Genomic DNA, 23,328 nt, shown 5'->3' with positions numbered 1-23,328 from the left:
CCGGAAACGAAGTCCGAACGTCTTTCGAACAGCCCTGTAAGCGACGCGATCAGGCCGTCCGTCGGTCGCTATCGACCGGCCGTCAAAAGCCTCGTTGCTTTTCCGCGGTTTCACGACATGATGCGCCTCGAAACGAATTTTGAGGAGCATCATGTCGTGAACTGCCTGTCTCGCCTGGCCTGCTGCGCCAGCCTTGTCGCTCTCGCCGCGCCCGCCGCCGCCCAGCAGATCGTGCTGCCCGGCGCCCCCGGTGAAGCTTCCCGCGTGATTTCCGCCGAGGAAGCCGGCAAGATCTCGGACACCAGCTACATCGAAGCCGACGTCGCCTTCATGCAGGCGATGATCCATCACCATCACCAGGCCACGCTGATGGCCGACCTCGTCGAGGGTCGGACCGGCAACAGCGACATCGTCGAGGCCGCCGGCCGCATCACCGCGAGCCAGGCCGATGAAGTGGAGTTCATGCGCACCTGGCTCGGACAGCGCGGTGAATATGCGCCCGATCCGGCCTCGCATTCGGCAATGGCCGAAGGCGCGATGGACCATGGCAATCACGGCATGAGCCACGACGCCATGATGACCATGGCCGGCATGGCCACGCCCGCCGAAATGGCCGCGCTCGCCGCCGCCGAGGGCGTCGACTTCGACCGCCAGTTCCTCACCCTCATGATCGCGCACCACGAAGGGGCGCTCGAGATGGTAGGCGACCTGTTCAACCTGCCCGGCACTGCGCGCGACCCGCTGCTTGCAGAGTTCGCCAATGACGTGCGTTCGGACCAGCAGGCCGAGATCGCCAAGATGAACCTGTTGCTGGCCGGCCTGTCGAGCGACCCGCGCGTCGGCCTGAAGCCCGGCCTCTACGACGCCGGGGAAGCGATCTGGAACCTGCGCAAGGTGGCGACCCTCCAGAAGCCGACCGGTTTCTTCGACCCCGCCAACCCGAGCGGCATGCCGCCGCTGTCCGACGAGGATGCCGATGGTGACGGGGAGCCCGATTATGTCTGGGACGCGCGCTCGCCGCTTCTCTCCTTCGCGCAGACCGACATGGCCTTCGACGGGGACAAGCTGTTCGTCGGCAACTATCACGGCTTCAACATCTACCAGCTGGGCGAGGACGGCGTCCCCGCCCTCCTCTCCTCGGTCGTCTGCCCCGGCGGGCAGGGCGACGTCTCGGTCGTCGGCGACCTTCTCATCATGAGCGTCGAGCAGACCCGCGGGCGCATCGACTGCGGCCTGCAGGGTGTCAGCGAGGACATCAGCGAGGAACGCTTCCGCGGTATCCGCATCTTCGACATTTCCGATATCGCCATGCCCCGCCAGGTCGGTCTCGTGCAGACCTGCCGCGGCAGCCACACCCACTCGATCGTCGATGCCGATGACGAGCGCGTGATCGTCTATGTCTCGGGCACCGCCGGCGTGCGCGACGGCGAGGAACTCGAAGGCTGTGTCGGCTGGGTGCCGGGCGACACCAACACCGCGCTCTTCTCGATCGACGTGGTCGAGATCCCCGTCGCCAATCCGGCCGCCGCGCGCATCGTCGACAGCCCCCGCATCTTCGCCGACGAGGAAGGCAACATCGCCGGCCTGTGGCGCGGCGGCGACCATGGTGAAGGCACGCAGGACAGCTACATCACCAACCAGTGCCACGACATCACCGCCTTCCCCGAGCGGGGTATCGCGGCGGGTGCCTGTTCGGGCAACGGTATCCTCCTCGACATCTCCGATCCGATGAAGCCGGTGCGCATCGACGCGGTGACCGATAACGGCTTTGCCTATTGGCACTCGGCGACCTTCAGTAATGATGGCTCGAAGGTCGTCTTCACCGACGAATGGGGTGGCGGCGGTCGCCCGCGCTGCCGCGCCTCGGACCCCAAGAACTGGGGCGCCAACGCGATCTACGACGTTGTCGACGGCAAGCTCGTCTTCAAGAGCTATTACAAGCTCCCCGCCGCCCAGTCGGACGAGGAAAATTGCGTCGCGCACAACGGCTCGGCCATCCCCGTGCCCGGGCGCGACCTGTTCGCGCAGGCCTGGTACCAGGGCGGGCTGTCGATCATGGACTTCACCGACAGCGAGAACCCGGTCGAGATTGCCTATTTCGACCGCGGCCCCGTGTTCGACGAGCGCATGAGCTTCGGCGGCTACTGGTCGACATACTATTATGATGGTCGTCTCTACGGCACCGAGATCACCCGCGGCCTCGACGTCTTCGCGCTCGAGCCCTCGGCCTATCTCAGCGCCAACGAGATCGCCGCGGCGAACCTCGCCATCCAGGACGGTCCGTTCAATCCGCAGCAGCAGACCGAGCTCATGTGGAAGACCGACCCCGTGGTCGCGCTGGCCTATCTCGACCAGCTCGAGCGCAACAAGTCCCTCGACGCCGGCCGCATCGCGCAGTTCCGCGCTGCCATTCGAGATGGCGACATGGACCTCGTGAAGCGGCTGCTGCCGGTGCTCGACGGCGGCGCGGACGAGGCCCGCAAGGCGGCGCTCAAGGAGGTGCTGGCCAAACTCGTCGGCTAATCGCCAACGGCACGTCAAAGGGGCAGGCGCGGGAAACCGCCCTGCCCTTTTTCGTATCAGATTTCCTCGACGGTCCCCGCGCGGCCCTTGTTGGCATCGCCATCGCCCGGACGGTCGAGCTTGTAGCGCGGGCGCGGATTGTCATTGCCCGACGGCCAGCCTTCGCGCTGCTTGCCACGGTCGCCGTCGCTTTCCTCGGTCTGGTCGTGGAAGAGCAGCACATTGGTCTCGAACGGCAGGTCGATCCCCGCCTCGGTCAGCGCATAAGCGACATTCTCGATCACGCGGCTCTTCGTCTTCACCTCGTCCGAGCGCACGCTGTCATGCCACCAGCGTGCACGCAGCGTGATCCAGCTGGCCGCCAGATCCTCGACCAAGACATCCGGCCCCGGATCGGCGAGCACGCCTTCGGTCTTCTCCATCGTCTCGAGAATGATCTTCTTGGCCTCGCGGATATCGTCGCCATAGCCGATGCCGATGTCATATTGGCTGCGGCGATGGTCATAGGCGCTCACCACCTTCAGCGGATCCGAATAGATCTGCTTGTTGGGGATGATCACCCGCCGCCCGTCGAAGGTGCGGATGAAGGTCGCGCGCGTCTCGATCGCCTCGACGCGGCCCTTATAGTCGCCGCTCTCGATTTCGTCGCCGATGCGGAACGGCTGGCGGATGAGAATGAGGATGCCCGCCAGCAAATTCTGGAAGATGTCCTGGAAGGCGAAACCGATGGCGAGGCCGCCGATGCCGAGCCCCGAGACGAGCTGGCCGGGGGTGAGCGAGGGCAGCACCACGGTCAATGCCACGAACAGCCCGACGATCATCAGGATCCAATAGGCGATCCGTCCGAACACCGTCGACAGCGTCGAGCCGCTGTCGCCGAAGCGGGCGCGCTGGATGACCTTGCGGACGATGCTGGCGATCACCCAGAATATGAGGAAGACCACGAAAGCGATGGCCATCTTGGGCAGCGAGGCGAAGAAGCCGTCTGCCAGCGAATTGATGGTGTCCATGCTTTCGGAAATGTCGGCGTCGACGCGCGCGATCGTTGCGGAGGCGGTAAGAAGCATGGCCCTTGAAAGCCCCGCGCCCCCTCGCGGTTCCGCCCGCGCTAGGGGCTGGCCTCCCGACCGGCGCGCCGCTAAAGGCGGGCGCCATGACGATATTAGTAACCGGCGCCGCGGGGTTCATCGGATCGGCAACAGCGAAATTCCTGCTCGAGCGCGGTGAAGAGGTCGTCGGCATCGACAATCTCAACGCCTATTACGACCCTGCCCTCAAGGAAGCGCGGCTCGCGTGGATCGGCGATCATCCGAACTTCACCTTCGAGAAGATGGACTTCGCGAACCGCGACGCGGTCGACAGCCTCAAGCAGCGCTACCGTTTCGACCGCATCGTCCATCTCGGTGCGCAGGCAGGCGTGCGCAATTCGATCCTCAAGCCGCACGATTATGCCGATGCCAATCTCGTCGGCCATCTCAACATGCTCGAACTGGCCCGCGCGCACGAGCCCAAGCATTTCGTCTATGCCAGCTCCTCCTCGGTCTATGGTGGCAACGAGAAGATGCCCTTCTCGGTCGATGACCGTGTCGACCATCCCGTCTCGCTCTATGCCGCGACCAAGCGCGCCAACGAGCTGATGAGCGAGAGCTATGCGCATCTCTATCGCGTGCCGATGACGGGTCTTCGCTTCTTCACCGTCTACGGCCCATGGGGTCGCCCCGACATGGCGATGTGGCTGTTCACCGAGGCGCTCTATCGCGGCAAGCCGATCCGCCTGTTCAACCATGGCAAGATGCGCCGCGACTTCACCTACATCGACGATATCGTCAGCGGCATCATCGGGTGCCTCGACCACCCGCCCGCCGATGACGGCACCATGAAGCAGGGCGGCTCGAGGGCCCCGCACGCCGTCTACAATATCGGCAACAACAACCCCGAGGAGATCGGCACGCTGGTCGACATCCTCGAGGACGCGACGGGGCGCAAGGCCGAGATCGAGATGGCCGAGATGCAGCCGGGCGACGTGCCCGCGACCTTCGCCGACATCGATCCCCTGAAGGCCGCGACCGGTTTTTCTCCCACGACCAGCCTTGACACCGGCGCCCGGAATTTCGTCCGGTGGTACGCCGAATATCACGACATCGCCTAGGAGCCCTTGATGAGCCTGCCGCCCCTGTTCGACACCCTGCGTATCCCTGTCATCGGGGCGCCGCTCTTCATCATCTCGCACCCCGCGCTGGTCATCGCCCAGTGCAAGGCCGGCATCGTCGGCAGCTTTCCTGCCTTGAACGCGCGCCCGCAAAGCCAGCTCGACGAATGGCTCGCCGAGATCACCGAGGCACTCGACAAGCACAACCGCGAAAACCCCGACAATCCGGCGGCGCCCTTCGCGGTCAACCAGATCGTCCACCCGACCAACACGCGTTGGGAAGAGGACCTCGTGACCTGCGAGAAGTACAAGGTGCCGATCGTCATCACCTCGCTGGGCGCACGCGAGGAGCTCAACACCGCGGTGCATGGGTGGGGCGGCATCACGCTTCACGACATCATCAACAACCGCTTCGCCCACAAGGCGCTCGACAAGGGTGCCGACGGCCTTATCGCCGTGGCGGCGGGCGCGGGCGGTCATGCCGGCAAGCTCTCGCCCTTCGCGCTAATCCAGGAAATCCGCGAATATTTCGACGGCCCGCTCTTCCTGTCGGGCGCCATCGCGCATGGCGGCGCGGTCATGGCGGCACAGGCGATGGGGGCCGACGGCGCCTATATCGGCTCTCCCTTCATCGCCACCCATGAAGCCCGCGCCATGCCCGAATATAAGGAAGAGATCGTCAAGTCGGGCGCCGACGACATCATCGGGTCCTCGCTCTTCACCGGCGTCTACGGCAACTATCTCAAGGGCTCGATCCGCAATGCGGGCATGGACCCCGACACGCTGCCCGAGGCCGATCCCTCGAGCATGAACTTCGGCGGCGCCAAGGCGTGGAAGGACATCTGGGGTTCGGGCCAGGGCATCGGCGCGGTCAAGGAAATCGTGGGGGCCGGCGAACGCGTCGCGCAGCTCGCCGAGGAATATGCCGCCGCCAAGGCGAGGCTCTGCGCCTAGAAGGTTCGAGAGCGCGGCCTAGCCGCCGAGCAGGTCGCGCTCGAGCCGCCCCATCAGCGCCCGCGCGGGGCTTTGCATCGGCGTCGGCTCATGCTCGTTCTCGTCGAGCCGCTTCACGCGCGCATACAGGTCGGCGCTGTCGCTGATAAGCCGCTGCGCCGGTTCGGGAAGGCCGGGAAGCAGTTCCTCGTCAGGCGGGTTGGCATGGCCGAGCCGGCGGTCCTGTACCGCGCTCGCGCCGCGCGCGATCTCGCCGCTCTCGACCGCTTTCTGCGTGAGGAGCCAGGCGACGATATGCATGATGCGGGTGGTGACCTTGAGCGACTCGCAGGCAAAGCCGACGCGCTCGCCCGCAGGCAGTTCGGCGCGGTCGCGGCGTCCCTCGGCATCGAAATAGGCGCGCGCCTCGTCGGCCAGCAGCATCGCCTCGTTATAGAGCGCATCGACCAGCCGCGGCGTGATCCGCAGGCTGGCCTCGTCTCCGATCGTCTGTTCGCTGCTCTCGCTCATCCCGTCCATCATGCCAGCAAATCACCGTTTCTCAAACGGTTCGCACCCCCGTCGGCTCCCCCCGCGCCCCGATATGAGACAGGCAGCCGCGCCATCAGGCGATGATGTCGGGGGTATTCTCGTCGCTCACGAGCGCGATCTCGTCCTTCAGCCGCAGCTTGGATTTCTTGAGCCGCGCCAGTTCGAGGCTGTCGGCCTCGCCTTCCGACTCAAGCCGTTCGATCTCCTCGTCGAGGCGTCGATGCTCGTGGCGAAGCGCGGCGAGCAATTGGGCGGGATCGTCATCGTTCATCACCCGCGACCCTAACCCTGCCACAGGGTGGCTGTCACCTCCCGCCCGTCATTATCGCCAGTCCGTTACGGACCCGACGACGAACGGATCGGACAGGGAGGCGACAAAGCCGCGACAATATGGTTTCATGTTCTTTCCTCAACGACTCAAGGAAAGGACGTTCGATGGAACAGGCCCATGTCGAGGCGCTCACCAACAAACATCACAAGCTCGCCGCCCAGATCGAAACGGAGGAGCATCGACCGCAGCCCGACACGGCCCTTATCCAACGTCTCAAGAGAGAGAAACTTCGACTGAAGGACGAGATCCAGGGCCACTAGGCCCCTCGCCACGAAGAAAGGGCCGGCGCTCCCTGGGGAGCTCGGCCCTTTCTCTTTGGCATAGGTGATGAAGCGTCAGTCGGTACGCTCGTCGCGGCTCACGCGCTCGGTGCGCTCGTGCTTTTCCTGCGCTTCCAAGGTCATCGTCGCAATCGGACGGGCTTCGAGGCGCGGCAGCGAGATGGGCTCGCCGGTCACTTCGCAATAGCCATAATCGTCAGCATGAAGGCGACGGATGGCGGCATCGATCTTGGCGATGAGCTTGCGCTGGCGGTCGCGCGTGCGAAGCTCGAGGCTCCAGTCGGTTTCGCTCGAGGCGCGGTCGGCAAGGTCGGGTTCGCGCAGGCTGTCGATCTGGAGCTGCGCCATGGTCGCGCGGCTTTCCTCGACGATCGATTCCTTCCAGGCCTTCAGCTTGCCGAGGAAGTAGGCCTTGTGCTTGGCGCACATGAACTCTTCGTCGTTGCTGGGCCGATAGTCCTCCTCGAGAACGATCGTGTCGAACTTGGGTTCGCCGTTAAGGTCGTGAAGCGCTGTAGCCAAAATATCCCTCCCCGATAGTCACACAAGCCATCGCTGCCGCGACAGGCCAACTATCACGGCCGGCGAGGGCAAATTTCTGTCGACATTCCCAATAGTTAGGGGGAATGCCTCAGCCCCGAGGGCCGTGTACATAAACAGGCCTTAATTAACAAGCGCTGACATCGCGCGGCAGTTCGATACGCGACTCTTGTTGCCACCCTGTTGCACGAGGGTCACATCGAAAAGACGCCACTATTCCGAGACTTGCCGCTTGCCAGCCAGACCGCGAGGCCGGACAAGGGGGCATGCGCATCCTTCTCACCAATGACGACGGTATCCACGCCCCGGGACTCGATATCCTCGAACGAATCGCCGCCCCGCTGGCCAGCGAACTGTGGATCGTCGCCCCCGCCGAAGAGCAATCGGGTGCCGGGCACAGCCTGACGCTCCACCAGCCGCTCAGGATCCGCAAGCATGGCGAGAAGCGCTATTCGGTCACCGGCACGCCGACCGATGCGGTCATGCTGGCGCTCGGCCAGCTCATGAAGGACTGCCGCCCCGACCTCATCCTGTCGGGCGTCAACCGCGGCGCCAATCTCGGGGAGGACGTGACCTATTCGGGCACTGTCTCGGCGGCGATGGAAGGCGCGCTGGCGGGCGTGCCCGCGATCGCGCTCAGCCAGTGCTCGATGGCGCCCGGCACCAGCGACGGGGTGCGCTGGGAAGCGACCGAACAGCATGGCGAAGCGGTGCTGCGCCAACTCGCCAGCGCGCCGATCCCGCCGCGCACCCTCGTCAACGTCAATTTCCCGCCGGTCCCCGCCGCCGACGTGCGCGGCGTCAAGGTCTGCAGCCAGGGCTTTCGCGACTATTCGCGGCTCAAGATCGTCGAGCGCACCGACCCGCGCGGCTTTCGCTATTATTGGTTCGGCACGGGCGAGACGATCGAGACGCCGGGCCACCGCACCGACCTCGAGGTCGTCGCCGACGGTTATGTCGCGGTCACTCCGCTCCACCTCGACCTCACCGACCGCGACCGGCTCGCGGTGCTGGCGGACCGGTTCGACTAGGTCGAGAGGAAGTCCACCTCATGCCCCTCGAGCCGCACCGCGGTGAGGCGCCCGCTGGCATAGCAGCCCGTGTCGATGGCGATGCGGTTCTTCTTCTTCTGCGGCTTCTCGGTGACCGTATGGCCGTGGACGACGCGCACGCCATGATCGGCCTTCGATGACAGGAATTCCTCGCGGATCCAGACGAGGTCGCGCTTCTTCTGCTTCTCGATGGGCACGCCGGGACGGATGCCGGCATGGACGAACAGATAATCGCCGATCTGCTTGTGCGTCTTTAGCGAGCGGAAAAAGTCGAGATGCGCATCGGGCACATGTTCGGCGATCAGCTTCTTGATAGAGGGCACGTTGAACAGGTCGCGCTTGGTGACCCCGTAGCTCTCCATCGTCTGGATGCCGCCATAAGCGAGCCAGCCCAGTGCCTTGCCTTCCGCAGCCTCGAGCATCGCCGCTTCATGGTTGCCGAGGAGGAAATGCGCGTTGGTGCCGGGCAAATCGCCCCCCACCAGCCGCTCGATGACCCCCGCACTGTCGGGACCGCGGTCGATATAGTCGCCGAGGAAGACGAGCGTGGACTTGCCCTTGTGGCCGCGCAAGTCATCGGCAATCCGTCCAAGCAGCTTGTCGAGCGGCTTGGCGCAGCCATGCACATCGCCGATCGCATAGATGCGCCGCCCCTCCTTGAGCGGGGCGGGACGCACTTTGTCGTTACGCAGCAGACGGGACAGTTTCGCCATGCGCCGAACATGGAGCGACCCTTTCGCCGACGCAACGCTTAACCATATGGAAACCCTGAGGGTGTCTTGCCCCCGGGCGGCCCAACGCCTATGCGGGCGCCGACGGGTTGAAGCCCCCCCCACCCTCAAGGAGTACCACTGTGAAGATCGTCGTCATCGGAACCGGCTATGTCGGTCTCGTCTCGGGAGCATGTTTTGCCGATTTCGGTCACCAGGTGACCTGTGTCGACAAGGACCCCAAGAAGATCGAGATGCTCGAGCGCAACGAGATGCCGATCTGGGAACCGGGTCTCGACAGCCTCGTCGAATCGAACGTGAAGAAGGGTCGCCTCCACTTCACCACCGAACTGGCCCCCGCGCTTCCCGACGCCGACGCCGTCTTCATCGCGGTGGGCACGCCCTCGCGTCGCGGCGATGGCCATGCCGACCTCACCTATGTCTATGCCGCGGTGAAGGAACTGGCCGAGACGCTCGACCATCCGGTGGTCGTGGTCACCAAGTCGACCGTGCCCGTCGGCACCGGTGACGAGATCGAGAAGATCCTCAAGGACAATGGCGCGCCCGAGGGCTGCACCGTGGCCTCCAACCCCGAATTCCTGCGCGAAGGCGCGGCGATTGCCGACTTCAAGCATCCCGACCGCATCCTCATCGGCGCCAATGACGACAGCGCCCGTGACGTGCTGCGCGAGATCTACCGCCCGCTGTTCCTCAACAAGGCCCCGATGCTCTTCACCTCGCGCCGCACGGCCGAGCTGACCAAATATGCCGCCAACGCCTTCCTTGCGACCAAGATCAGCTTCATCAACGAGATGGCCGACCTGTGCGAGGCCGTCGGCGCCGACGTCCAGGACGTCGCCCGCGGCATCGGCCTCGACAATCGCATCGGCCCGAAGTTCCTTCACGCCGGCCCCGGCTATGGCGGCAGCTGCTTCCCCAAGGACACGCTCGCCCTCCTCAAGATCGCCGAGGATGCGGGTGTCGACAACCAGATCGTCAATGCCGTCGTGAAGGTCAACGACGACCGCAAGAACGGCATGGCCGGTCGCGTCGAGAAGGCGCTCGGTGGCTCGGTCGACGGCAAGACCGTCGCGGTCCTCGGCCTCACCTTCAAGCCCAACACCGACGACATGCGCGATGCGCCGTCGATCCCGCTCGTCAACATGCTCAAGGAAAAGGGCGCCGACGTGCGCGTCTTCGATCCGGTCGGCATGGACATGGCGCGTCCGCACATGCCCGAGGGCCTGCACTGGGCCGCCGATGAAAATGACGCCATCAAGGGTGCCGACGCGCTCGTGATCGTCACCGAGTGGGATGAATTCCGAGCGCTCGACCTCGATGCCGCGCTGGAAGCGATGAACGGCAACGTGCTCGTCGACCTGCGCAACATCTACGGCCGCGCCGAAGCCGAACGCGCCGGCTTCTCCTACACGCCCATCGGTCGCTAGGCGGCCAGCCGCGTCAGGCGCGCGGGGCTTCGAGTTCGAAGAGCGGTATCGCCACCTCGAAGCCCTGCCCGTCGGCGTCGATCATCTGGTAGCTGCCCTGCATCGAGCCGGTCGCGGTATCGAGCGGGCAGCCCGAGACATAGTCATGGCTTTGGCCCGGCGCGATGACCGGCATCTCGCCGACCACCCCGTCGCCCTTCACCTCGGCGGTGATGCGATCGCCATCCTCGATGATCCAGTGGCGGCTGATCAGCTGCACCGGCTTGTCGCCATGGTTCTCGATCCGGACATGATAGGCCCAGAACCAGCGCTTGTCCGATGGCGATGACTGTTCGGGCATATAGTTGACCGACACGCGCACGGTGATCGCCCCCGTCGTCGCCGCGTAGGGAAAGAGGGCTTCGAGCATCCCGCTGGTCGGCAGATCGGTCATGGGGTGAGGCTAGGCGAGGCCGGCCGCCCGGCGCAAGCGCGAAACGAGCCGCCCCCTTGCCTCCAGCACCTCGAAGGCGCGGTCCGTAAGGAGATCGCGCTCGAGGAAATGGCCAGATAGCGCCAGCCCGTCGAATACCGCCTCCCACTCCCCGCGCCCGCCCTCGACGAGGAAGGCGGGGAGCGGCAGCAGCTTGCCCGCATAGGGCTCGGCTGCCGCCGCGCTCACGGCACGGCCCGAGCGCGGGCTCACCGCGACGAGATGGTCGTTTTCGCCGGTCACCGCGCAGGCCGACAGGTCGAGCCCGTAGCCAAGCTCGGCAAGCAGCAGCAGTTCGTAGCGCACCAGCGCGCTCGCCCAGTCGCGCGCGCTGCCCGCGCTCTCGATCGCGCCGAGCACCCCGCCCAGTGCCGCATGGAGGGCGGGATAGGGCTGGCGCTCGGGCAAGGCCGTGGCGGTCAGCGCACTCAGCCATTCGATGGCGGCGGCGGGCAGCGGCTCGCCGAGCAGCCCGCCGCGTGACCGGGTGAGTTCGAGGCTGGCCTGCGGCAGTTCACTCTCGCTCCGCGCGCTCAACTCGGCGGCGACCTCGTTCCCTGCCAGCAGAAGCGGCCCCATGCGCCGGCCATGCGCGCCGCGCACATAAGCGGCGAGCAGCCCTTCCTCCGCCGACAGCATTCGCACGATCGCGCCGCGCTCGCCATGGCTGCGCACCGAGAGCAGGATGGCGTCGAGCCGCTTCCTCATGCGCCCCGCTCAGCCACGCGGATGGAAATAGTCGTAGATCTGGCGCGCCATGCCCGAGGAAATACCGGGCGCGCGTTCGAGGTCCTCGAGCGCCGCCGACTTGACTGCCTTGGCAGTGCCGAAATGCATGAGGAGCTGGCGCTTTCGCGTCGGGCCGATCCCCGGCACCTCGTCGAGCGTCGAGCCGGTAAAACTCTTGGCGCGCTTCTGGCGGTGCGAGCCGATGGCGAAACGGTGCGCCTCGTCGCGCAGCCGCTGGAGGTAGAAGAGCAAGGGCGCGTTGGGTGCGAAGGTGATCTCGCGCCCGCCCGGCAAATGGAAAACCTCGCGCCCCGCATTACGGTCGGGGCCCTTGGCGACACCGACCACGGGCACGTCTTCGACGCCGGCTTCCTCCATGATCTCCATCACCGCCGACAATTGCCCCTTGCCGCCGTCGATCAGGAGGAGGTCTGGCCAGTCGCCCTTCTCGCGGTCGGGATCTTCCTTCGCCAGGCGGGCGAAGCGGCGGGTCAGCACTTCCTTCATCATGCCGAAATCGTCCCCGGGGGTGATGTCGGACTTGATGTTGAACTTGCGATAATTGTTCTTCCTGAAGCCTTCGGGGCCCGCGACGATCATCGCGCCGACCGCATTGGTCCCCATGATATGGCTGTTGTCATACACCTCGATGCGCTCGGGCGGCTCGGGCAGCTCGAAGGTCTCGGCCAGCTCGCGCAGCAGCTTTGCCTGCGTCGTCGTCTCGGCCATGCGCCGGTCGAGCGCCTCGGCGGCATTGCGCTGCGCCTGTTCCATCAGCTTGCGCCTCGGCCCCCGCTGCGGTTTGGACAGCGTCACCTTGCGCTCTGCCCGCTCGCCCAGCGCCTCGCTCATCAGCGCGGCCTCCTCGAGATCGCGGTCGATCAGGATGGTCTTGGGCGGCGGCACTTCCTCGTAGAATTGCATCAGGAAATCGCTCAACACCTCTTCCTCGCTCAAGCCCTCGACATGGGTCGGGAAGAAACTGCGGTGCCCCCAATTCTGCCCGCCGCGGATGAAGAAGGCCTGCACGCAGATGCTCGACGCCTTGCTCGCCAGCGCGAACACGTCGGCATCGCCCAGTCCCTCGGCATGAACGGTCTGCGAACCCTGGATATAGGTGAGCGCGCGAAGGCGGTCGCGATAGATGGCGGCGAGTTCATAATCCTGTTTCTCGGCCGCTTCGGCCATCGCTGCCCCGAGCTTCTTCTGCACGCCCGTCGACTTGCCGCCAAGGAACAGCTTCGCATCCTCGACCAGCTCGGCATAATCCTCCTCGGTGATGCGCCCCACGCAAGGCGCCGAACAGCGCTTGATCTGGTAGAGGAGGCAGGGCCGGTCGCGCCCGCGCATGAAACCGTCCGAACAGCTCCTCAGGAGGAACAGCTTCTGCAAGGCATTGAGCGTATTGCGCACCGAGCCGGCGCTGGCGAAGGGCCCGTAATATTGCCCCTTGGTCCGCCGCGCCCCGCGATGCAGCCGCACCTGCGGGAAGTCGTGATCCTCGCGCAAGAGGATGAAGGGGAAGCTTTTGTCGTCGCGCAGCAGCACATTGTAGGGCGGGCGGAAACGCTTGATCAGCTGCGCCTCGAGCAGCAGCGCCTCGGCCTCGGTCCGCGTCGTGACGATGGTCATCGAGCGCGTCTGCGCCACCATGCGCTGGAGGCGCTTGGTGAGCCGCGCAACCTGCGTGTAATTGGTAACGCGGTTCTTCAATGCCCGCGCCTTGCCCACATAGAGCACGTCGCCGCGCGCATCGAGCATGCGATAGACGCCGGGGCGGACCGGCAGCGTCTTCACCACGTTGCGGATCGCGGCCACCCCCGCCTCGATGTCGGGCTGGCCCGCGCCCTTGACGGTCTTCACCGCCGCCTTCTCGTCGAAGCGCGTCTTGCTGTCGGGACTATCGGGACGGTCGGCCTTGCTCACGCGCTAGAGATAGGAGTTTTCGGATAGTGATGCGACCCCCCTAGGACATCACCTGATAATGTTCGTGGACGATCTCTTTCGAGATCTTGCCCTCGCGCATGTGGAAGACATGGAGCAGGCGAAGCTTCACCCGGTCGCCGATCTCGGCGGGGACATTCTCCATGCCATGGCCGACGAGCCGGAAGCGCACGATCATCTCGTCGAACACGCGGTTGTGGCTGGCGAACCGCTCGATCGGCTCGAGCTCGACCTCGTCCATCGAGGCGAAGGTCGCACGATATTTGTCGGCAATGAGCTGCTTGCCGACATAGCGCAGCCCCCGCACGGGAAAGAGCTGTTCGACATCGTCGGTGTAGAGATCGAGGATCGCATCGGGGTCACGCGCCTCGTTCGCGATATGCTGCTCGACCACGTCGAGATTGTGCGAAACATGATCCATGACAGCGACCCCTGTTGTGTGAGGGGCATATAGACAGACTGTCTGTCTTTTGGCAAGAGGGCAGGATGAGCAGCGGGAAACAGGGACAGGACGAGCGCCTCGGGCGACTGCTGAGCCGGTTGAACCAGCAATGGCAGGACGCGACCTATCGCGCGATCGCCGAGGCGGGTCACCCCGACATCCGCCCTGCCCACTCGCCGATCTTCCGGCTGCTCGGCGAGGAAGGCGCGCGGGTGGTCGATCTTGCCGCGCGCTCGGGCCTCACCAAACAGAGTATCGCCTATCTCGTCGCCGACCTCGAGAAGGCGGGCTATCTCGAAAGCACAGCCGATCCCGCCGACGCCCGCGCGCGGCTGATCCGCTACACCGACAGGGGCCGCGCCGCCGAGGCCGAACTGGCGCGCATCAGTCGCGGGCTCGAGGAGGAAGCGTCGCAGCGCGTGGGCAGCGACCGGCTCGCCGCGGCCAAGGCCGTCCTGCGCGAGATCCTCGGGCAGGCCTAGGCGCCCAGCCCCTCGAGCATGAAGGCGAAGATCACGCCGAGGGCGGCGGCGATGCCGACCATGTGCCATTTCTCGCGATAGGCGCGCGGGAAGACCTCGATGGCGAGGCTGGCGATTACTGCGCCGGCGGCAAAGCAGCGGATTGCCGTCAGCCAGGCCGGCGCGACGCCTTCGAGGAGGATGTTGCCCGCCGCTGCCGCCACGAAAAGGAGGAGCGCGGTGCCGCTCCACAAGAGGAAGACACTGCGCGGCTTGCGCCCGCCCGCCACCATCTCCTTCGCACCGCCCGCGGCCTCGGGTAGGTTGGAGAGGAGGATCGAACCGGCCAGCGCGGCGACTTCCTCGGGACCCGCACCGATCATCGCCACGCCCAGCGCAAGGTTTTCCGGCACGCCGTCGAGCGTGATCGACAGGAGCAGCCCTGCCCCGTCGTCACTGTCCTTGTCCTTGTCGAGCAGGGCGTCGAAAAACACGAACACCCCGGCGCCCGCCAGCACGGAGGCCGCGGCGATCCAAGGCGTCTGCGTTTCGAGCGCCGGCTCGATCATTTCGTTGACGACCGAGACGAGCAGCGCCCCGCCCGCCAGCGCGACAAGGAAGCTCTCGGTCCGCGTGCCGAGCTTGCCATAGACGCCCCAGGCGGCGCCGATGATGAGCGCGCCCGACACCACGAGGACGACGAGCAGCATCATCAACATCGGCAGCCTCCGCGCGGGTTCGGGAGGCTTATCCTACCGCCCGGGCGCAGGATTGGCCAATCGCCGGCCTAGCCGTCGTCGCCCCAGACGCGGACCCAGTCGACATACATGTAGGGCTCACCGCGCTGGATCGCCTCGACGGTTTCCTGCGGCAGGCCGTAATAGGGTTCGGTGATCTCGTTGACCTTCCACGGATAGACACCGCCCACCGCGAAGTTGAGGATGAGATATTTGGGATTGTCGTAGGACCAGCGCCCCATTTCCTCGATCTCGGGCTTGGTGATGGTCCAGTAATGCGCGTCATCGACATAGAAGCGGATCTCGGTCGGCTCCCACTCGACGGCATAGACCTGCCAGTCGGTGACATCCTCGCCATCCTCGAAATAGTAGCGCTTCACCGGCGCATCCTCGCCCGAATAGCCGGGCCCATGGACCGCCACGCCGATCCAGCTCTTGTCGCCGACATATTCGAGAATGTCGATTTCGCCCGTATCGGGCCATTGGCCGTTGCCGAGCAGCCACCAGGCAGGCCAGACGCCGACATGGTCGGTCATCTTGATGCGCGCCTCGGCGCGGCCATAGGCGAAGTCGAAATGGCCCTTGGAATTGATGCGGCCCGAGACGAAGTCGGCCTTGCGGCGCTCGCTATTCTCGGCACCCTCGCGATATTCGGGCTTGAGGACCAGCACACCGTCCTCGGCGCCCTCGACCCCGTCCTTGAAGCTGATCACGCCGGGCTCGTCGACATAGACCTGGAGCTCGTCATTGACCCAGAAGTCGGGCCCCTCGACATTCCACTTGGTACGGTCGAGCGAGGGCGCGTCGAAATCGTCCTCGAACAGGAGCGCGGGATAGTCGTCGCTCGGCGCGGCAGGCGCTTTGTTGGCGGGATCGCAGGCGGCGAGCGCGATGCTGGCGGCGGCGATGGCGAGGCAGGTCTTGGCGCGGATCATGGGGCTTCCTACTCATGTGAACGTTCACAAGAGCCGTCATGCCCAATTTTTTCGCGCTTGCCTAGGCCGCCTTGCTGGGCATCTCGACGCCTTCGAGGAGCCATTGCACCGCTGCCTGTGCGTGCAGCTGCGTCGTGTCATAGACGGGCATGACATTGGCGCGCGCATCGACCGCGAGGCAGAGTTCCGTGCAGCCCAGCACGATGGCCTCGGCGCGCTGCTTATCGAGCTCGGTGATCATGGTCTTGAGTTCGCGCTGGCTGCTGCGCGAGACGCGCCCCTGCACCAGCTCGTCGAAGATGATGCGGTCGATCTGGTCGATCCAGTCGGGGCGCAGCGCCATGACCTCGAGCCCTGCCGCCTCGTATCGCTCGCGCGCGAACGACTCGGTCATCACGTGGCGCGTGCCGAACAGCGCGATGCGGCGGCGGCCATCCGCTTTGAGCCGCGCGATGGTGGGGTCGGCGATGTGGAGCAACGGCAATCCGGTCGCCTCGATCACCGCGGGGCCATAGCGATTGGTGGTGTTGGAGGCGATGAGGATCGCCTCCGCGCCGCCCGCCGCGAGCCGTTCGCCCGCCGCCACGATCAGCGCCTCGGCCTCGTCGGTGCGCCCGGCCCGCTGGAGCGCGGCATAGGGGGCAAGGTCGATGCTCTCGATCATGAGCGGCGCCGAATGCAGCCCGCCGAGCGCCCGCGCGACCCCCTCGTTGATGTAGCGATAATAGAGCGCGGTCGAGTTCCAGCTCGTCCCGCCAATGATGCCCAGCTTGCGCAAGATGGCGCCCTCCCACGACCCCGACAGCCGGGGCACCGGCTGGGGGCTTTAACCCAGTAAGCGTTTGATCAGGCAACCTTTATTCACGGCCCCGTCCGATTCCGGCAAGACATTTTTTACCATGTCGACAGGCCGAGCCTCCACGGCGACGAGCCGAGCCGGCCTAGTCGAGGTTCTTGACGATTTCCTCGACCATCTTCTTGGCGTCCGACAGGAGCATCATGGTGTTGTCGCGGAAGAAGAGCTCGTTCTCCACCCCCGCATAGCCCGCCCCGCCCATCGAGCGCTTGATGAAGAGCGTGGTGCGTGCCTTCTCCACGTCAAGCACGGGCATGCCGTAGATCGGCGAGGACTTGTCGGTCTTGGCCGCGGGGTTGGTGACATCGTTCGCGCCGATCACGAAGGCGACATCGGCCTGCGCGAACTCGGAGTTGATGTCCTCCAGCTCGAACACCTCGTCATAGGGCACGTTGGCTTCGGCCAGCAGCACGTTCATATGCCCCGGCATGCGGCCGGCGACGGGGTGGATGGCATATTTCACCTCGACGCCCTTCTCCTTGAGCATGTCGCTCATCTCGCGAAGGACGTGCTGGGCCTGCGCCACCGCCATGCCATAGCCCGGCACGATGATGACCTTGTCGGCTTGGCTCAGGAGGAAGGCGGCATCCTCGGCGCTGCCCGACTTGTAGGGACGGTCGATGGCGGGGCCCTTGTCGCCGCCGCCCGAGCTGTCCTGGCCGAACCCGCCCGCGATCACGCTGATGAAGCTGCGGTTCATCGCCTTGCACATGATGTAGCTGAGGATCGCGCCCGAGGAGCCGACGAGCGCGCCGGTGATGATCATCGCGCTATTGCCGAGCGTGAAGCCCATCGCCGCGGCAGCCCAGCCCGAATAGCTGTTGAGCATCGAGACGACCACCGGCATGTCCGCGCCGCCGATCGGGATGATCAGGAGGAAGCCGACCGCGAAGGCGGCGACGAGGATGATCCAGAAAAGCGGGCTCTCCCCTGCCCCGCCGGCGCCCGACAACGCGAACAGCACGGTCATGACGATGATCGCGGCGATCGTGCCGAGGTTGATGACGTGCCGCGCGGGCAGGAGGATGGGCGCGCCGGACATCGAGCCGTTCAATTTGGCAAAGGCGATGACCGACCCCGAGAAAGTGATCGCGCCGATCGCCGCGCCCAAGGCCATCTCGATGCGGCTGACGGTGAGGATCTGCCCTCCCGCGTCGAGCAGGCCGAAGGCGCCCGGGTTGACGAAGGCAGCGGCCGCCACCAGCACGGCGGCGAGGCCGACGAGGCTGTGGAAGGCCGCGACCAGCTGCGGCATCGCGGTCATGGCGATGCGCCGCGCGACGGTAAGGCCGATGGCACCGCCGATGGCGATGGCGATGAGGATTTCGATCAGGCTGGCGATCTCGTGGGTGACCAGCGTGGTGATCATCGCGATGGCCATGCCGGCCATGCCGTACATGTTGCCGCGGCGGCTGCTCTCGGGGGAGGACAGGCCGCGCAGGGCAAGGATGAAGCAGACGCCAGCGACCAGATAGGCGAGCATGACCCAGGCGGGCGCGGCCGCCGCACCGGCGGCAAGGAGCATCGCGATCATCACTTGCGATCCTTCTTCTTGTACATCGCCAGCATGCGCTGGGTGACGGCAAAGCCGCCAAAGATGTTGACGCTGGCGAGCACGACCGCGGCCAGCCCGAGCCATTTGGCGAGCGGGCTGCCCGCGGCGGCGGCGGCGATGAGCGCGCCGACGATGATCACCGATGAAATTGCGTTGGTCACCGCCATCAGCGGCGTGTGGAGGGCCGGTGTCACCGACCAGACGACATAATAGCCGACGAAACAGGCGAGCACGAAAATCGACAGGATGGAAATGAAGTCCATGGCCCTCCCCCTATTGGTGACCCGACCATGGCAAGGCGTGGCGCGCCTGTCGAGGGTCGTAATGGCCCCGTCCCGATCCCCGCCTGCGCTGGACGTTTACTCCACTTCGGATGGTTAACCGGAGCAAGGTTTCCGATTTGATAACCTTTCGCGCGTTATACAGGCGCAACCTCAAGGGGAGCCGAATGATGAAACGCGCCATCGACAGCGCAAGACAGGGCCGGGGCAAGGCGCCCAAGCTGTTCGGCTGGACCCTGTTCTTCGGTCTCGTCTGCGGTCTCATCGGCCTCGGCCAGCCGCTCGAGGATTTCGCGCGGACGGTGCGCAACCACGCCCACCCGACCGAGGCGAGCGGCGATATCGTCGTCGTCGCCATCGATCGGAAGAGCATCGAGGAAATCGGTGCCATGCCGTGGCCGCGGGGCAATTACGGGCGTCTTGTCAACGAGGCCAATGCCCTCGGTGCCAAGGAAATCTACTTCGACATCATCTTCGCGGGCCGCACGAGCGCCGAAGAGGATGCGGCGTTCCGCGAAGCCCTGTCGGGCTCGGACAATGTGATCCTCGCGGCCAACAGCATCTTCAAACGGCAGGACGAACGCGACCTTCTTCACCTGCCCCACGACCAGTTCCGCAGCGCCGCGCGGATCGGTTCGATCAACGCGCGCTTCAACTTCCAGACCGCCGTCTGGGATCTCGCGCTGGCCAGCGAGATCGACGGTCGCAAGGTTCCCACCTTCGCTGCCAGCCTCGCCGGCGTCGACGGGCCAGTCGATAAGCTGTTCCCGATCGACTATTCGGTCGAATTCGGGAGCATCCCCGTCATCAGTGCGATCGACCTCATCGAGGGCCGCGTTGCCGACGAGGCGGTGCGCGGCAAGAAACTGATCGTCGGCATCACGCCGCTCCACCTCGGCGACCAGGTCTTTATCCCCGGCGTCGGGCGGCGCGGCGGTGTCTTCGTCCAGGTCATCGCGGCGGAAACGCTCCTCAAGGGCGTGCCGAGCGACTTCGGCTGGCTACCTGGGCTCGTGATCGCAGCCATCCTGCTTGGCATCGCCTGCTTCCACCCGCGCACGCGCTATCGTTTCATCGCTCTTGGCAGCGGTGTCATCGCCCTGCCCGGCGTCGCCTTCCTGCTCGAGACACGCCGCGTCTTCTTCGACATCATGCCCGGCCTCCTCATGCTGGTAATCGCGGGCAGCATCCTGCTCTACCGCTTCTATAAGAACCGTGGTTTCGTGAACAATCTCACCGACCTGCCCAACCTCGCCGCGCTGCGCGCCGACAAGGCGGGCAAGTCCAAGCCGCTGATCGCCGCCAAGGTGCACAATTATGCCGAGATCGCCTCGACGCTGAATGCCGAGGGCGAGAAGCGCCTCGTCGAACAGATCGTCGCGCGTCTCGCGCTCGGCCGGCAGGACGGCTTCAAGCTGTATCAGGGCGACGAGGGCATCTTTGCCTGGTTCGTCGATGGCGACATCGCCATCTCGCATCATCTCGAAGCCTTGCACGCCCTCTTCCGCACGCCCGTGCGGATCGACCACCAGCCCTATGACATTGCCATCAGCTTCGGCGTCGAGATGGGCTCGGGCCGCACCACCGCGAGCCGCCTCGGCAGCGCGCTGGTCGCCGCCGACGAGGCCGAGAACGAGGCGATCAAGTGGAAGTATCACGATCCCGCCCGCCTCGAGGATGTGCCATGGAAGCTCTCGCTCCTCAGCCAGCTCGACGAGGCCATCGACAAGGGCGAGGTGTGGATCGCGCTCCAGCCCAAACAGGACCTCAAGACCAAGCGGATCGTCAGCGCCGAGGCGCTGGCGCGCTGGACCCACCCCGAGAAGGGCCCCATCAGTCCCGTCGAATTCATCGCCGCGGCGGAGAATAACGACCGCATCTCCAAGCTCACCCATTTCGTCCTCGACGAGGCGGGCAAGGCCGTGCTCGAGCTGCGCAAGCTCGACCCCGACTTCTCGATCGCGGTGAACCTGTCGGCGCGCATGCTCACCAACCACCGCCTCGTCGGCGCGGTGCTGTCGATGCTCGACCGCCACGACCTGCCCGCCGAGGCGCTGACGCTGGAGCTGACCGAAACAGCCGCGCTCGCGGGCTCGGGCGCCGATATCGAGCTGCTCGAACAACTGCGCGCCATCGGTGTGAAGATCTCGATCGACGACTATGGCACCGGCCTGTCGACGCTCGACTATCTCAAGAAGGTGCCGGCCGCCGAGATCAAGATCGACCAGAGCTTCGTGCGCTCGATGCGCGACAACCGCTCCGACCTGATCATGGTGCAGTCGACCATCGCGCTCGCCCATTCGCTTGACCGCAAGGTGGTCGCCGAGGGTGTCGAGGACCGGCAGGTGCTTGAACAGCTTGCCATGCTCGACTGCGACCTCGCGCAGGGCTTCGCCATCGGCCGGCCGATGACGCTCGGCGAGATGCGCCGCCGCCTCGACCGCGAAAAGAAGCGCCGCGTCGCCTGACGACGAGCGTCCTCGGCCCATTTTTCTGACAGGTTGACGATCGCGCTGGCCTCGCGGCGCGGTTTTTTCTGCTGTTCGGCATCGGCCGGCCATCACCCCCAAGCCACTCATTACGTTGCAGGAATTAACCCTCCTGCCGCGCGAATTACTTTGCGCGCCGCCCTATTGCCCCCAAAAATATGGTAAAAACCTTGATAACCTTTTCCATTAGGGTTAACAGAAAGGTCTGTGCGCGGGCTCCTGCGCCTAATTCGAAGGGGATGAAGAATGGCCAAGAACAACACTCAGACCCGTCGTTGGGTCATCTGGGATATCTGGCGTGAACTGATCGGTGGCGGCAATGGCGGCACCGGCGGCGCCGGCTAAAACCAGCCGAAACGCTAAAAAGACTAACCCGGCTTCGGCCGGGTTTTTCTTTGTCTATGAGATGGTTACTGCGCCGTCAGCGATTTCGCCTAGGGCGATGACGGCAGCGCCAGCGCGGGCGCCTCAGCCCATGGCGCGCAGGCGCTCGTGGACGATCTCGCCGCCCCGGGTCAGCCGGATACCGGCGACGATCTCGTCTTCCTCGGGCAGCACGAGGTGCCCCGAATCACCCGCCGACTCGGCGTCCGGCTCGCCGCCCTCGGGCGTGAAGGCGAGGATGAAATTGGCAAGGTTGCGCGAAAAGAGCGCCGCCGCATCGCCCGCGAGGCTGCGTGAAAGCTGCACCGCGCCGACGATCTTCACGCCATGGCGCTCGGTGACCTGGCCCGCGACGCAGCCCTCCACATTGCCCCCCGCCTCGGCGGCAAGGTCGACGATGATGCTGCCCGGCTTCATCGCGGCGAGCTGTTCATCGCTGATCAGCCGCGGCGCGGGGCGCCCCGGGATGAGCGCGGTGGTGATGACCACGTCCTGTTTGCCGATATGGTCGGACACCAACGCGGCCTGCGCTTGTCTATATTCCTCGGTGGTCTCGCCGGCATAGCCGCCCGCGCCCTCGCCCTCGATCCCCTCGACATCCTCGACGAAGATCGGCTTGGCACCGAGTGACTGGATCTGTTCCTTCGTCGCCGAACGCACGTCGGTCGCGCTGACTTGCGCACCCATGCGCTTGGCGGTCGCGATCGCCTGCAGCCCGGCCACGCCGACCCCCATGACGAAGACCTTCGCGGGGCTCACCGTGCCTGCCGCGGTCATCATCATCGGGAAGGCGCGCTCGTAGAGCGAGGCGGCGTCGACCACCGCCTTGTAGCCCGCAAGGTTCGACTGCGAGGACAGGATGTCCATCGACTGCGCGCGCGTGATGCGCGGCATCCATTCCATCGCCAGCGCCTCGAGCCCGAGGCCCGCATAGCCGCCGATCTCGGCGCCGCGACTGTCGGGCGCCATCGCGCCGACCAGGAAGGCACCCTTCTTGGCACCTTTCAGCTCGGCGGGGTCGGGCCCCATGACGGTCAGGATGATGTCGCCGCTGCTCACGGCGTCGGGACGCGACACGATGGTCGCGCCTGCCTCCTCATAGGCGGCATCGGACACGCCGGCTCTTTGCCCGGCGCCCTGCTCGATCACCACCTCATACCCCTTGGCGGCCAGCTTCTTGACCGTTTCGGGAATGGCGGCGACGCGGGGCTCGTCCGCGCCCTCCTTGAGGACGGCGATTTTCATCAATTGGCGATGATGATCATCACGAGGATGACAATGGGCACCACGAGGATGATCGACCACTTGAGCAGGTTGAGGAAGTGGCTCCAGGTCGCGCGGTGCGCCGGATAGTCCATTTCAGTCGCGGTCGGATATTTCTTGTCGGCCATGATGTCCCTTTGTCGCAACAGGTGCGGAATAAATTCTTCCCCGCCTTCTAAGCGCGCCGCGCGGCCGCCGACAAGCCCCTTGCCAAGCTCTTAACCCCTATTTCATCGTCTCCCGCTAGGACTGGGGGTCCAA

At 65.3% G+C, this 23,328-nt stretch carries 24 protein-coding genes; 8 read left to right on the top strand and 16 right to left on the bottom strand.

Annotation, left to right across the window (positions count from 1 at the left end; translation table 11 throughout):
• The first annotated feature begins 156 nt into the window (after positions 1-156).
• Positions 157-2,523 (top strand): DUF305 domain-containing protein, encoded by a 2,367-nt coding sequence (locus tag NUW81_RS00275; protein WP_245113915.1) that lies wholly within the window; start codon positions 157-159, stop codon positions 2,521-2,523.
• Positions 2,524-2,579: 56 nt separating this feature from the next.
• On the opposite strand, the gene NUW81_RS00270 is transcribed toward NUW81_RS00275, so the two are convergent.
• A complete protein-coding gene (locus tag NUW81_RS00270) occupies positions 2,580-3,590 on the bottom strand; it encodes a mechanosensitive ion channel family protein (protein WP_245113914.1) in 1,011 nt (336 codons plus the stop codon).
• Positions 3,591-3,676: 86 nt separating this feature from the next.
• Between NUW81_RS00270 and NUW81_RS00265 the strand changes: the two genes are divergently transcribed.
• A complete protein-coding gene (locus tag NUW81_RS00265) occupies positions 3,677-4,672 on the top strand; it encodes an NAD-dependent epimerase/dehydratase family protein (RefSeq protein ID WP_245113913.1) in 996 nt (331 codons plus the stop codon).
• A gap of 9 nt (positions 4,673-4,681) precedes the next feature.
• On the top strand, positions 4,682-5,626 hold the full coding sequence (locus NUW81_RS00260; protein ID WP_245113912.1) for an NAD(P)H-dependent flavin oxidoreductase: 945 nt from the start codon (positions 4,682-4,684) through the stop codon (positions 5,624-5,626).
• Between the two features lie 18 nt (positions 5,627-5,644).
• Here the strand turns inward: NUW81_RS00260 and NUW81_RS00255 are convergent, their stop codons facing one another.
• The gene (locus tag NUW81_RS00255) at positions 5,645-6,136 is read right to left on the bottom strand and encodes a DUF1465 family protein (protein ID WP_245113910.1); all 492 of its coding nucleotides are present in this window, start codon (positions 6,134-6,136) and stop codon (positions 5,645-5,647) included.
• A gap of 94 nt (positions 6,137-6,230) precedes the next feature.
• Positions 6,231-6,428, bottom strand: a complete 198-nt coding sequence (locus NUW81_RS00250; RefSeq protein ID WP_245113908.1) for a YdcH family protein — start codon at positions 6,426-6,428, stop codon at positions 6,231-6,233.
• Between the two features lie 164 nt (positions 6,429-6,592).
• On the opposite strand from NUW81_RS00250, the gene NUW81_RS00245 reads away from it, so the two are divergent.
• Positions 6,593-6,748 carry a YdcH family protein gene (locus tag NUW81_RS00245; protein ID WP_245113906.1) on the top strand — a complete coding sequence of 52 codons (156 nt, stop codon included), beginning with the start codon at positions 6,593-6,595 and terminating at the stop codon, positions 6,746-6,748.
• Between the two features lie 75 nt (positions 6,749-6,823).
• Here NUW81_RS00245 and dksA read toward each other — a convergent pair whose 3' ends face one another.
• Complete coding sequence (gene dksA, locus NUW81_RS00240; protein ID WP_376741951.1) at positions 6,824-7,291, bottom strand: RNA polymerase-binding protein DksA; 468 nt, start codon at positions 7,289-7,291, stop codon at positions 6,824-6,826.
• A gap of 284 nt (positions 7,292-7,575) precedes the next feature.
• On the opposite strand from dksA, the gene surE reads away from it, so the two are divergent.
• The gene (surE, locus tag NUW81_RS00235; protein WP_245113903.1) at positions 7,576-8,340 is read left to right on the top strand and encodes a 5'/3'-nucleotidase SurE; all 765 of its coding nucleotides are present in this window, start codon (positions 7,576-7,578) and stop codon (positions 8,338-8,340) included.
• On the opposite strand, the gene NUW81_RS00230 is transcribed toward surE, so the two are convergent.
• Positions 8,337-9,074 carry a metallophosphoesterase family protein gene (locus tag NUW81_RS00230; protein ID WP_245113901.1) on the bottom strand — a complete coding sequence of 246 codons (738 nt, stop codon included), beginning with the start codon at positions 9,072-9,074 and terminating at the stop codon, positions 8,337-8,339. The two genes, surE and NUW81_RS00230, sit on opposite strands and share 4 nt — an antisense overlap.
• 140 nt (positions 9,075-9,214) lie before the next feature.
• Between NUW81_RS00230 and NUW81_RS00225 the strand changes: the two genes are divergently transcribed.
• Positions 9,215-10,519 carry a UDP-glucose dehydrogenase family protein gene (locus tag NUW81_RS00225; RefSeq protein WP_245113899.1) on the top strand — a complete coding sequence of 435 codons (1,305 nt, stop codon included), beginning with the start codon at positions 9,215-9,217 and terminating at the stop codon, positions 10,517-10,519.
• Positions 10,520-10,532: 13 nt separating this feature from the next.
• On the opposite strand, the gene apaG is transcribed toward NUW81_RS00225, so the two are convergent.
• From apaG to NUW81_RS00205, 4 genes are read right to left on the bottom strand one after another with little or no spacing between them, the layout of a single operon-like run.
• A complete protein-coding gene (apaG, locus tag NUW81_RS00220) occupies positions 10,533-10,952 on the bottom strand; it encodes a Co2+/Mg2+ efflux facilitator ApaG/CorD (protein ID WP_245113897.1) in 420 nt (139 codons plus the stop codon).
• Positions 10,953-10,961: 9 nt separating this feature from the next.
• Positions 10,962-11,699 carry a DNA repair protein RecO gene (recO, locus tag NUW81_RS00215; protein ID WP_245113894.1) on the bottom strand — a complete coding sequence of 246 codons (738 nt, stop codon included), beginning with the start codon at positions 11,697-11,699 and terminating at the stop codon, positions 10,962-10,964.
• Positions 11,700-11,708: 9 nt separating this feature from the next.
• Positions 11,709-13,646 (bottom strand): excinuclease ABC subunit UvrC, encoded by a 1,938-nt coding sequence (uvrC, locus tag NUW81_RS00210; protein WP_245113891.1) that lies wholly within the window; start codon positions 13,644-13,646, stop codon positions 11,709-11,711.
• Between the two features lie 40 nt (positions 13,647-13,686).
• The gene (locus tag NUW81_RS00205; RefSeq protein ID WP_245113890.1) at positions 13,687-14,085 is read right to left on the bottom strand and encodes a nuclear transport factor 2 family protein; all 399 of its coding nucleotides are present in this window, start codon (positions 14,083-14,085) and stop codon (positions 13,687-13,689) included.
• 65 nt (positions 14,086-14,150) lie between these two features.
• Between NUW81_RS00205 and NUW81_RS00200 the strand changes: the two genes are divergently transcribed.
• On the top strand, positions 14,151-14,588 hold the full coding sequence (locus NUW81_RS00200; protein ID WP_245113887.1) for a MarR family winged helix-turn-helix transcriptional regulator: 438 nt from the start codon (positions 14,151-14,153) through the stop codon (positions 14,586-14,588).
• Here NUW81_RS00200 and NUW81_RS00195 read toward each other — a convergent pair.
• From NUW81_RS00195 to NUW81_RS00175, 5 genes are all read right to left on the bottom strand, one after another.
• Positions 14,585-15,286, bottom strand: a complete 702-nt coding sequence (locus NUW81_RS00195; RefSeq protein ID WP_245113885.1) for a ZIP family metal transporter — start codon at positions 15,284-15,286, stop codon at positions 14,585-14,587. The two genes, NUW81_RS00200 and NUW81_RS00195, sit on opposite strands and share 4 nt — an antisense overlap.
• Positions 15,287-15,354: 68 nt before the next feature.
• Positions 15,355-16,239 carry a glycoside hydrolase family 16 protein gene (locus tag NUW81_RS00190; protein WP_245113883.1) on the bottom strand — a complete coding sequence of 295 codons (885 nt, stop codon included), beginning with the start codon at positions 16,237-16,239 and terminating at the stop codon, positions 15,355-15,357.
• A gap of 61 nt (positions 16,240-16,300) precedes the next feature.
• Positions 16,301-17,017, bottom strand: a complete 717-nt coding sequence (locus tag NUW81_RS00185) for an aspartate/glutamate racemase family protein (RefSeq protein WP_245113881.1) — start codon at positions 17,015-17,017, stop codon at positions 16,301-16,303.
• A gap of 163 nt (positions 17,018-17,180) precedes the next feature.
• A complete protein-coding gene (locus NUW81_RS00180) occupies positions 17,181-18,629 on the bottom strand; it encodes an NAD(P)(+) transhydrogenase (Re/Si-specific) subunit beta (RefSeq protein ID WP_245113879.1) in 1,449 nt (482 codons plus the stop codon).
• Positions 18,629-18,913, bottom strand: a complete 285-nt coding sequence (locus NUW81_RS00175) for a proton-translocating transhydrogenase family protein (RefSeq protein WP_245113877.1) — start codon at positions 18,911-18,913, stop codon at positions 18,629-18,631. Before NUW81_RS00175 ends, NUW81_RS00180 begins: the two co-directional genes overlap by 1 nt.
• Before the next feature lie 185 nt (positions 18,914-19,098).
• Here NUW81_RS00175 and NUW81_RS00170 point away from each other — a divergent pair, with 185 nt between their 5' ends.
• Positions 19,099-21,399, top strand: coding sequence for an EAL domain-containing protein (locus tag NUW81_RS00170; protein WP_245113874.1), 2,301 nt, complete (start codon positions 19,099-19,101; stop codon positions 21,397-21,399).
• A gap of 489 nt (positions 21,400-21,888) precedes the next feature.
• Here the strand turns inward: NUW81_RS00170 and NUW81_RS00165 are convergent, their stop codons facing one another.
• Positions 21,889-23,049: an NAD(P) transhydrogenase subunit alpha gene (locus NUW81_RS00165; protein ID WP_245113871.1), complete on the bottom strand. Its 1,161-nt coding sequence runs from the start codon at positions 23,047-23,049 to the stop codon at positions 21,889-21,891.
• Positions 23,049-23,195 (bottom strand): aa3-type cytochrome c oxidase subunit IV, encoded by a 147-nt coding sequence (locus tag NUW81_RS00160; RefSeq protein WP_245113869.1) that lies wholly within the window; start codon positions 23,193-23,195, stop codon positions 23,049-23,051. The genes NUW81_RS00165 and NUW81_RS00160 overlap by 1 nt, the downstream gene beginning before the upstream one ends.
• Positions 23,196-23,328: the final 133 nt, after the last annotated feature.

The sequence above is a fragment of the Sphingomicrobium aestuariivivum genome (assembly GCF_024721585.1).
In the GTDB taxonomy this organism is placed as follows: Bacteria; Pseudomonadota; Alphaproteobacteria; order Sphingomonadales; family Sphingomonadaceae; genus Sphingomicrobium; species Sphingomicrobium aestuariivivum.
This window is presented reverse-complemented; position numbering and strand designations above follow the sequence as displayed.

Excerpts from the sequence above, each read along its gene's own strand:
- NUW81_RS00270 (WP_245113914.1), bottom strand. The coding sequence starts at position 3,590 with ATGCTTCTTACCGCCTCCGCAACGATCGCGCGCGTCGACGCCGACATT.
- NUW81_RS00265 (WP_245113913.1), top strand. The coding sequence starts at position 3,677 with ATGACGATATTAGTAACCGGCGCCGCGGGGTTCATCGGATCGGCAACA.
- NUW81_RS00260 (WP_245113912.1), top strand. The coding sequence starts at position 4,682 with ATGAGCCTGCCGCCCCTGTTCGACACCCTGCGTATCCCTGTCATCGGG.
- NUW81_RS00255 (WP_245113910.1), bottom strand. The coding sequence starts at position 6,136 with ATGAGCGAGAGCAGCGAACAGACGATCGGAGACGAGGCCAGCCTGCGG.
- NUW81_RS00250 (WP_245113908.1), bottom strand. The coding sequence starts at position 6,428 with ATGAACGATGACGATCCCGCCCAATTGCTCGCCGCGCTTCGCCACGAG.
- NUW81_RS00245 (WP_245113906.1), top strand. The coding sequence starts at position 6,593 with ATGGAACAGGCCCATGTCGAGGCGCTCACCAACAAACATCACAAGCTC.
- surE (WP_245113903.1), top strand. The coding sequence starts at position 7,576 with ATGCGCATCCTTCTCACCAATGACGACGGTATCCACGCCCCGGGACTC.
- NUW81_RS00230 (WP_245113901.1), bottom strand. The coding sequence starts at position 9,074 with ATGGCGAAACTGTCCCGTCTGCTGCGTAACGACAAAGTGCGTCCCGCC.
- apaG (WP_245113897.1), bottom strand. The coding sequence starts at position 10,952 with ATGACCGATCTGCCGACCAGCGGGATGCTCGAAGCCCTCTTTCCCTAC.
- recO (WP_245113894.1), bottom strand. The coding sequence starts at position 11,699 with ATGAGGAAGCGGCTCGACGCCATCCTGCTCTCGGTGCGCAGCCATGGC.
- NUW81_RS00205 (WP_245113890.1), bottom strand. The coding sequence starts at position 14,085 with ATGGATCATGTTTCGCACAATCTCGACGTGGTCGAGCAGCATATCGCG.
- NUW81_RS00200 (WP_245113887.1), top strand. The coding sequence starts at position 14,151 with ATGAGCAGCGGGAAACAGGGACAGGACGAGCGCCTCGGGCGACTGCTG.
- NUW81_RS00195 (WP_245113885.1), bottom strand. The coding sequence starts at position 15,286 with ATGTTGATGATGCTGCTCGTCGTCCTCGTGGTGTCGGGCGCGCTCATC.
- NUW81_RS00190 (WP_245113883.1), bottom strand. The coding sequence starts at position 16,239 with ATGATCCGCGCCAAGACCTGCCTCGCCATCGCCGCCGCCAGCATCGCG.
- NUW81_RS00180 (WP_245113879.1), bottom strand. The coding sequence starts at position 18,629 with ATGATCGCGATGCTCCTTGCCGCCGGTGCGGCGGCCGCGCCCGCCTGG.
- NUW81_RS00175 (WP_245113877.1), bottom strand. The coding sequence starts at position 18,913 with ATGGACTTCATTTCCATCCTGTCGATTTTCGTGCTCGCCTGTTTCGTC.
- NUW81_RS00170 (WP_245113874.1), top strand. The coding sequence starts at position 19,099 with ATGATGAAACGCGCCATCGACAGCGCAAGACAGGGCCGGGGCAAGGCG.
- NUW81_RS00165 (WP_245113871.1), bottom strand. The coding sequence starts at position 23,049 with ATGAAAATCGCCGTCCTCAAGGAGGGCGCGGACGAGCCCCGCGTCGCC.
- NUW81_RS00160 (WP_245113869.1), bottom strand. The coding sequence starts at position 23,195 with ATGGCCGACAAGAAATATCCGACCGCGACTGAAATGGACTATCCGGCG.